The sequence below is a fragment of the Pararcticibacter amylolyticus genome, assembly GCF_003130405.1.
Taxonomy (GTDB): domain Bacteria; phylum Bacteroidota; class Bacteroidia; order Sphingobacteriales; family Sphingobacteriaceae; genus Arcticibacter; species Arcticibacter amylolyticus.
In genome coordinates this window covers 1-8,864 of the sequence record NZ_QEAS01000043.1, presented here as the reverse complement: position 1 = coordinate 8,864, position 8,864 = coordinate 1, and the positions used below count along the sequence as shown (strand labels likewise).

Sequence of the window (8,864 nt, the reverse complement as noted above, 5' to 3'; positions counted from 1 at the left end):
GGATATACATATTCTTTGCTTTAATGCTGTTCGGACAGCTCGTAAATGGACAAACACTTGAACAAGTAACTCAAAATGGAAATACAACCAGTAAGAGTATAACGGCCTTGTCCTATACTGCAAATGCAGAATCGATTTTCGGAAATGGAACCCTTACAAATATCGGCCCATTAAATGGGCTCAGGATTAATGGTAATGTAGCCGACTGGGGACAAAATGGTATTACTTTCCAAAGTGGTGGCGGGGGCGGTGCAGCTCTTGCATTTTTCCGGGACGGTTCTTACGGCACCGGACTAGACTTTTATACAAACTCCACCAATAATGGGATTACAGGAGGAACAGCACATCGAATGCGTATATCAGCAAGTGGAAATATTGGCATGGGGGTTTTTGATCCAAGTGCAAAGTTACATGTTGACGCCGGACTGGATCAACCGCTATTTCGTCTGGGAGCACCTAATAGTGCCGGAAATATCCGCGTTCCTCTGGGTGCTGCAATAGGAGGATATGATATCGAGTTTTATACATGGCGGGATGTGGCTCCTAACCAGATCGGGGCAAAGATCAGGGCAGAGAGAATCAATAACTATTTAGATAATAATGCCCTCGTGCAATCTATGGACCTGGCATTTCAGACCTCGGATGGAAGCAGTCAGGAGAACCTTTCTGAGAAGCTGCGAATAAAAAGCAATGGTAACGTCGGAATCGGCACCGCAAATCCCACTTACAAACTAAATGTAGATCCTCATGGAAATGGTGGCATTTTAATCGGCAACCCCAATTGGGCAACCGGTGGATTTACTTCACTGAGCTTAAATATAACCTCTGAAACAAACGGACACGCAAATATCCAAGCAATTAAAAGTTCAGGCTCCCAATATGGTTACTTATGTCTAAATCCGGAAGGGGGGAATGTCGGTATTGGAACCGTTAATCCCACTGCTAAACTTACCGTAGCAGGTAATATCCATTCGCGGGAAGTAAAGGTATCGGTAGATGCCGGAGCGGATTATGTCTTCGAAGACAGCTATGAACTGCGGTCGCTTAAGGATCTGGATTCTTATATAAAGAAAAATAAGCATTTACCGGAAGTTGCATCTGCCGGTGAAATGGAAAAAGAGGGAATAAATCTGAGTGAAATGAATATAAAGCTCCTTAAGAAAATTGAAGAGCTGACCCTGCATATCATTAAGCAGGATAAAAGGATCGAGCAATTGGAGTCGAAAGTGAAATAGTGTGAAATAAATCATTATCAAATATTAATAATTTCAAATCGTAAAATATGAAGAGGCTTTTAATAGCATTAACCGCTCTTATCACAGCATTCGACACACTTGCTCAGAACTCATTCCCTCCAAATGGTAATGTTGGTATCGGAACCACTAATCCAACCACGGGTTTACAACTGGGAGATTGGGGAAACGCAATAACGGGAAAACAGATTCTTATACCTGGCCTGTATAACTTTGAGCAGTTCCGGCTTGGACAAATAGCAAACGGTAATATGGTTGTTGAATTAGTTTACCATACTAACCTTTTCGCCTCGTACAAAGTTTCAGCTTAGAATAGAATTGATTAACAGTTTTTTAATATTCAACAAAAAAAAGCATTGAAATATCCAATAAAAACAATAGTAAGGCCGGTATTATCTGCTGCAATAGCCCTAATCTCCATGGCCGCTTATTCGCAAACTAATATATTCCCTTCCACAGGAAACGTAGGAATCGGGACAACCAGTCCAATGTTTCCTTTTCACGTAAATGGACAATCCCGGTTCCAGGGCGTTGCTACATTTGGCGACTCCTATGACGACATCCTCTATGGCAAAGGCTTGCAGATTGTGAGAATGCAGGATCAGGGAGACAACGCGTTCCACATCTCATTTATTCGCGCTGGTACCTGGGTGGCCGGTATGGGATTTTTGAGGAACAGTAGCACGTTTGCGATACAGAATGGAAGTTCAAACGCAGCTACGACCGGAGTTTTTCTTTCCGAAACGGGAAAAGTGGGTATTAATGCATCAGACCCAGCTTATGAACTGGACATAAACGGAAATGCCAGGATAAGAGGAAATATCTTATACGTCTCTCAATTCGGCGCGCTATATTCAGATATAAACAACATTGCCTTCTTTGGAGATGGAGGGTACATATTTGCAAATAAGAACAACTCCGTAACCAGAGCTATCCTTGAGCCCGCAGGAACGCTCCGTTTATACAATAGTGGAAGTGAATTCGCCAAATTCAATGGGACGGGAGACTCTTTTATTAGGGGAAACCTCGCTATTGGAACTGATAATAGCAAGGGATACAAACTCGCTGTGGCGGGCAGCGTTATTGCCGAATCTGTAAAGGTGAAGCTTCAGGCAGCGTGGCCGGATTATGTATTTTCCGAAACTCACACTCCACTGCGACTTTCAGAAGTCGAGACATTTATTAAAGACAATGGCCGGCTTCCAGAGATACCTTCTGCAACTGATATAAAAAAGGACGGAATTGAATTAGGCGACATGAATGCGCTTTTACTTAAGAAGATAGAAGAATTGACGCTCTATCTCATCGAAAAGGACAAACAAGTTGAGGCATTAAAAAAAGATTACTCATCTCTTAAGGAAAGACTTGGCTCACTCGAACAACAATTGGTGGATAAATAAGCGTGTGGTTAGCACCTATAGTTTTATTACCCCTTGTGCGGTTTAAACAGAAAGGGCATGTTTTAAGTGATTAATGGGTCATATAATTATTTATAACCCATTGTGCGGTTTAAGCAGCAAGGGCATGTTTTAAATGATTAATGGGCTTGTTGTTTTTGAAATTGATCAACTGCAGAGCGGCTACGCCACTTATCTTTGAACACATCCTTGTGAAGAGCCAGCTAAGCGATTTGGCATAATTTCTTTTGATGTAAAGGTGGTCGCAAAGCTGAGAAAAGAGCGTTTCCACTCTCTTGCGGACGTACCTGTAAGAAGGATTCCAGAGCGTTGTTCTTTTCTTCATACTATTCCTTAAAGGGGTGATTAACCGAATCCTGTCCTGTTCAAAAAGAGTGGTTTGATAGGGCAGGGATAAATATCCTTTATCTGCAATTAATTCACATTCATTTAGTTCCAGATTTTCAAGCTGGCTGAGATAGTGTACATCATGTATATTAGCGGCCGTTATTCCTATTGATACTGTACCGACCCCTTATTAATTGGACAATAATAACGAATTAGTTGTGTAATAGTTGTTGGTATCCCAGTGTAACCTCCCCTAAAAATCGGACAGTTTAAGAGTAGAATAATTAACTTTATAACTGTCCGATTTTTAGGGGAGGTTACAGAATGACAAAGATATGACAAAAATTAAAACCAAAAAGATGTTTGTAGATTTGATTCCCCCAAGGTAAAGCTACAAAAGATTTCCATTCCCTAAGTCAAAAATATAAAGCAGAGCCGGGAAAAGGCCATTCAAAACCATACTAACTTACAGGCAAATTGCTTTAAACCATCTTTAATACCACAGTAATTCAAGGTCTATAGTGATATTGATAGTCCTGCTTTACATTTTTTTGCCAGTCAAGTACTGACTTTAGCCGACGAAAGCTGTCGTACTTATAATAACTGGTATTACCTCTCGGATCGGTCATACTAACCATTCCAATAAGGGGCTTATAGCTGCATGTAGTAACCTGCGCCTCCGGAAAGGCTGGTTTCAGAGGTTTCGTAAAGTTTTGAATCTCTTCGAAAGTAGGTGCAACTTTATTAAAAAAATTAAGTATGCTACTGCTTCCCAATAAATCTTCGACCTGCTGATAGCTGACATTGACTATCTTTGCAATCGGATATCGTTTGTTATAACTCCACAAAAACACTTCCTTTTGCACTCCCTTATAACAGCGAGAGGGTTAAAGATCGTCATACTTCATAACTGTCACCTCCGGTTCATAATCACCTGTACCAACCTTTTCGACGATTTATTTATAGCGATATTGATACTCCTTCAATACCTTTCTATTTTGATCTTGGATCAGCCGAAGTCGCTGATAATTATCATATTCATAATAAACGGTTTGACCAACATCATTTGTTCTGCTTTTTACACCAACTAAGGGCTTATAAGTATATGTAGACATTTGGGCATTTGCGGGATAAAGCCTAATGTCATCAAACCAAACCGAACCTTCTGAGTTGTTACTAAGTTGAATACATACCTGACTTACATCTAGCGGCACTTCAATTTCTTTTTGCAATAAGACCCACTTGTTAAGCTGTCCTGCGGAAAGTATAACAGTGTCGACATAACTATAGGAATTAGTCTCTCCAGCTCTCCTCATGAGGAGAGCGATTTCTGCTGTAGGCCCCGTACTAAAAACCCAACCTGAATACCTGATTGTTCTTGTCTTTAAAGTCTTAGTTTCCAACCACGTATTGCTACTGCTATTCTTTTTACCTGAACCATCATTACTAATTCTACCACTAAATAAGCCTGTATGGCTTCTGATATAATCACCTTCTAAATAGCCGTCGAAGCCACTATTTCCTTCAAAATCCGCAAAATAAAATTCGCTTACTGACGCATTCCTCACTTCCGCAATAGGGTACAAATCATCGTATCCCCAGCAGTACGATGTGAAAGGCCCTCCCCCTACCTTAAAGCTTAAGATCCGACCAGTACTTGCGTAAAAATACATTTCTCTTTCCCTATAAGACTCATCAATTTCAGCCTTCCATTTTCCACATCTGAGAAATGGAAGGAAGGGTTAGGATTAACACTTTCAGTCCTGTAAACTTTTGAAATTTGTGCCAGGAACGGCGAATAGCAGTCAAACTGCGCATTGACAGCTCCTACTCTAATTCCATTTTTCCAAACTTCACTAACTGTTTCAATTGGTTTTGATATAAAATTTAGTTGTTGGAGATGTTTTATACCCAAACTAAGACTATCAGTACCAGTAAGATTGTAATAGTCCAATGGGTAAATCATTAAACGTTTCAAAATCTGACCATTACTTTTATATGTTGAAACAGATGTCGGGTAGTTGTGTTTTATTCCGTACTCATATTCATTCATCGTAATAGATGAGTCTAATCCTGTAGCATGGTGTGAAAAGGTAGTAATATATTCGTCCTTAATCCTATATGAGAGATTCTTTATTCTCATCAATCCTGAGCCGAGATATCCAAAATCATTAACCGCCCTTCTGACATCATTAACACTAGCGGGTTCTCCAACAAACGACATGTATTTATATAACTTAACTCTATATATATAACTATCCTCAACTTCTTCATATTTATTTCGCTCAGTGCGAATAGGGATAAACGAAGATCTATCACCTCCAAAATATTTTCTTTCCACAAGATGGGGGAAATTAAAACCGTTAATTTCAGCAAGGTATCTCGCATTTATTTGAGCCATCTCACTAAGGCTGTTAAAATGAGTTGAATAATTGTTATAAACGTTGAATGCTGGCAGTTCATATTGGTAGGTAGTTTTTCCAAGAACTTTATTATTATCCGTTTGCAGCTCTTCTATATGGGTATACCAAACGGAGCTCCCGTCAGCAAAACTAAGTTCTTCGACTGGATCACTGTGAAATGTTCGCAAACGAGCCCAGCCATCAGTTTCTGGCACTAAATTCGAATAAAGCAATTTGACAACATTCTGATGCGTAACGAAATTTTCATAAGAAGGAATATTCACGGGAGATCCGAACCCGTCATTATTTTCTCCATATAAGTAACTTTTAATTATTGCATTCCCAGATGTTTCCCTATCTTTAGTTCGCATTGACTTAACCCTTAAGCCTCCAGCAATTATTCCGCCTTTCTCGGGATCCAGATAGCGATTGGCTTCAAATTCAAATTCAGTCGTCCCCCCAGTAGGATACTTGATCTTCTTTAAAGAAAACAATTTCATACTCCATTCCGTCGAATTCCTTTCAGCTTCTCCAACGCGGGCCTTGACATTCCTAACATATCCAAACTTCTCGTCTATTCTTTCAGGACTAAAAAGTAAGTAAGGATGTAATCCCTTGTTGAACCCCCAAAGCTCAGGTGGAGGATTGATAAAAGCTGATAACGAAGGCACGTTATCCCATATTGGCACCCGAACAGGTCTTTGAAGAGTATTCGAATTGCCATTATAGTAGCCCCAGAAATCGCTCTCAGGGACGATAAAACTTGCACCGCTTTCATATTCAAACACAAACTTGGAATCTTTTTCCCCACCCATCTCTTTCAAAACAAGGCTATCAAGTTTTAACTTCTCTTTATCCTGGTTATTAACAAATTGGCTATAAAACATAGTGGCAACTTTTATAGTATCTCCAGAATGATTTCTTACCGTTATTCGCTTTAGCAAATTTGAACTTGAATCATATTCAAACAACACAAATCCTCCCGAAAAATTAATCTGTTTAACATTCGTTAACTGATAGGCAGTTCTGTTTTCATCATAGCGATAATAATTAGGGGCTGTGCTGCTTGCATAAACGTTTTCACCTGGGACTAGTCTATTGTATCGACCATAGAAGCCGTCTTCTCCCGGCCCAATGTCTACAAAGTAACGGCTCTCAGAAGTATGACAAACGTAATCATATAGATCTAAAGACGTAGAATAGTTAGTCTGAAATATATATCTTCCTGGCTCATAGTCAAACGTTATAGCATCTCTTAAATTCTTATTTGCAGGAACAATCTCATTACACAACCAACCCGATGTATAAACATGGTTCTGATAAGGATCGCCTGCTGTGCTGCTATGACTGGCTATCTCGTAAGCAACCTGACCTTGCGTTGTAAATCCACCAAATTTATAACAAACACCTTCCTCATCAGTGAGTCCTATCATCTTTTGAGCGGTATTAAAATAGTCAAATCTCAAGTTTACTTTAGGTAAAAACATCGGATTCGACAGTTCCAAAGAAGCTCCCTTTGCATTCTGGTCAAAAATAAATCTACCAGAGGCCTTACCTTGAAGTCCCAAATTGAACGAGAACAAGTCTGGTTCTATATCTCTTAATTGAGTTAACCGATAAAGATCATTCTGGACAAGATACTCGGAACTGTACAGCCTCGCATATATTTCACTGTCCGTGAGACTATATACCTCTTCATCTGGATGACTTTTGATTGTCCTTGAAATTCGTCCTCCCGCGTTCAATGTCCAGCCCAATCCAACAGGGTAATGCCTGTCATTTACTCTTATTCCAGAGGCATGATAAGTCAATGTAATGGGTAGTATAAGTTCTCCTGATTTTATTTCGTATATAGGAATAGTGATTTCCGGGACCCCTGTGAACAGGCTCACGGGATAGTCAATATATTTTGCAATTTGAGAGGAGACCGGAGATGGGGGAATAATCTGCGGACTTGAAGAAGCAGTCTGTCCCATGAGTTGATAGCCACATAGAAATTGAAAAGCTAAAAAAAAGCAAATCGCATTACATTTCATATAATATTCGTTAAACATTCATTAACAAAATCCCTTTCCGGGGCTTCGTGGTTCAATCTATTTTAATGCATCCAGCACTAATGGGATCAAATTCTACTGGCCAAACCGTGAACTTATCATAGACGGCATCTTTAAAGTTAACCCCATCAATATTGCAGCAAGTCATTATCGTTCCGAGTAGGGTCGTTTCAGTGAAATCTGCACCGTGAATGTCTGCATTATTTAGATTGGCTTGACTTAAGTCCGCTTTATTGAAGTTACAAAAGAATGCTTTAGTATTTTGGAGGTTAGCTTTATTTAAGAGCGCATTCATAAAATACGCGGTGATTAGACTTGCTCCTCCAAAGTCACATGCAGCAGCATTGGCATTCGCCATGAATGCACCCCGCAAATCGCTATTGATAAAGGTTGCACCATGAATATCTATTCCCTCAAATATTGCTCTATGCAAGTTTAGTCCGTTAAGATTGCTACCTATTAATGTGGTAAACGGCAATTCTAATACATTGTCTGTTGCAAATAATATCTTCATGTTTCTATTTATTTCCCCAATCTACAGGGTCTACCTTTGTTGCTTGAATCGGTTTGACGCTTGATGCCTGACTTGGAGACAAAGTTCCAGGAACTTGTGCTGGTTCCTGTCCTACAATTCGCCCTGCAACAAAGCGATGATTTCCTTCAACTATTACGTCACCAGCAACTTTTATTGCAGGAGCTTCGCTGCCAGCATCCAACATATTAACATATCTTTGGACAACAGGTAAAGATACAACACCTTGTGTAGTTTTCATTGTTGAACCTTCCAAGGCATCTGCTATTCCTTGTGCTGTGACAGGAGCTCTTGGCGCAGAACTCAACGCCTCCGCAGCGGGGGCTGCACCGCTTAAAGCACTTATAGCTTTACCTGCACCTACGCCTACCGCAGCATCAAGAACATTGGCACTACTATTTCCAAGTATATGCCCCCCTGTTTTAGCATTACCTGTTACAACAGACTTTACTAATGTGTAACTTTCTTTTGCCTTGCCATAAAGTCCGCCCGTTGCAGCATCAGCTAACGCTTCACCAGGATGATTTTTGACATTATTTACATAGCTTTTTACAGCATTTTTAGCTGTGGTTACTGGGTTTGTGGTTAATACCTTGCCAATTGCTTTGTAATGAGCGGTAAACCCTTGTGCAATTGCATTTCCCCAAGCACCCCAATCTGGCCACATACCATCAGGATCGATAAACCTAATCGGATCATCGAATCCGTAAACATAAGGAGACCATCTCCTACCTTTTTCTGCCAATGGATCAATGACATTCCACCTTCCAATCACCGGATCATAGAACCTCGCCCCGTAATCATACTGGTTCATCCCCAGCTCCGTCTGCAGCTCCTTCCCGTTGTACTTATATTTATTATCCGGGCTCGGCGTCATC

Annotated in this window: 8 protein-coding genes and 1 pseudogene; 3 read left to right on the top strand and 6 right to left on the bottom strand. The window is 40.3% G+C overall.

Translation table 11 applies throughout. The features are described 5' to 3' along the window. The 3 genes from DDR33_RS24575 to DDR33_RS24565 all read left to right on the top strand — a co-directional run. Positions 1-1,235, top strand: a 1,235-nt coding sequence (locus DDR33_RS24575; RefSeq protein WP_238387939.1) for a hypothetical protein, incomplete at its 5' end; no start/stop codon positions are given. 47 nt (positions 1,236-1,282) lie between these two features. Next, on the top strand, positions 1,283-1,564 hold the full coding sequence (locus DDR33_RS24570; protein WP_109418446.1) for a hypothetical protein: 282 nt from the start codon (positions 1,283-1,285) through the stop codon (positions 1,562-1,564). Positions 1,565-1,609: 45 nt separating this feature from the next. Continuing rightward, a complete protein-coding gene (locus tag DDR33_RS24565; protein WP_146198864.1) occupies positions 1,610-2,653 on the top strand; it encodes a hypothetical protein in 1,044 nt (347 codons plus the stop codon). Positions 2,654-2,762: 109 nt separating this feature from the next. On the opposite strand, the pseudogene DDR33_RS24560 reads toward DDR33_RS24565, so the two are convergent. The 6 genes and pseudogenes from DDR33_RS24560 to DDR33_RS26820 form a co-directional block, all read right to left on the bottom strand. After that, positions 2,763-3,173, bottom strand: a pseudogene (locus DDR33_RS24560) (transposase); the annotation flags it as partial. A 334-nt stretch (positions 3,174-3,507) separates the two neighbouring features. Then, a complete protein-coding gene (locus DDR33_RS24555; protein WP_146198863.1) occupies positions 3,508-3,846 on the bottom strand; it encodes a hypothetical protein in 339 nt (112 codons plus the stop codon). A 108-nt stretch (positions 3,847-3,954) separates the two neighbouring features. Beyond that, on the bottom strand, positions 3,955-4,671 hold the full coding sequence (locus DDR33_RS24550; protein WP_109418442.1) for a hypothetical protein: 717 nt from the start codon (positions 4,669-4,671) through the stop codon (positions 3,955-3,957). Next, positions 4,638-7,376, bottom strand: a complete 2,739-nt coding sequence (locus DDR33_RS24545; protein ID WP_109418441.1) for a hypothetical protein — start codon at positions 7,374-7,376, stop codon at positions 4,638-4,640. Before DDR33_RS24545 ends, DDR33_RS24550 begins: the two co-directional genes overlap by 34 nt. A 112-nt stretch (positions 7,377-7,488) precedes the next feature. Then, on the bottom strand, positions 7,489-7,968 hold the full coding sequence (locus DDR33_RS24540; RefSeq protein WP_109418440.1) for a pentapeptide repeat-containing protein: 480 nt from the start codon (positions 7,966-7,968) through the stop codon (positions 7,489-7,491). 4 nt (positions 7,969-7,972) lie between these two features. After that, positions 7,973-8,864, bottom strand: an 892-nt coding sequence (locus DDR33_RS26820; protein WP_238387938.1) for an RHS repeat-associated core domain-containing protein, incomplete at its 5' end; no start/stop codon positions are given.

What these genes read in the sequence shown, in the direction of transcription:
- DDR33_RS24570 (WP_109418446.1), top strand. Translation starts at nt 1,283, where the DNA reads ATGAAGAGGCTTTTAATAGCATTAACCGCTCTTATCACAGCATTCGAC.
- DDR33_RS24550 (WP_109418442.1), bottom strand. Translation starts at nt 4,671, where the DNA reads ATGTATTTTTACGCAAGTACTGGTCGGATCTTAAGCTTTAAGGTAGGG.
- DDR33_RS24545 (WP_109418441.1), bottom strand. Translation starts at nt 7,376, where the DNA reads ATGGGACAGACTGCTTCTTCAAGTCCGCAGATTATTCCCCCATCTCCG.
- DDR33_RS24540 (WP_109418440.1), bottom strand. Translation starts at nt 7,968, where the DNA reads ATGAAGATATTATTTGCAACAGACAATGTATTAGAATTGCCGTTTACC.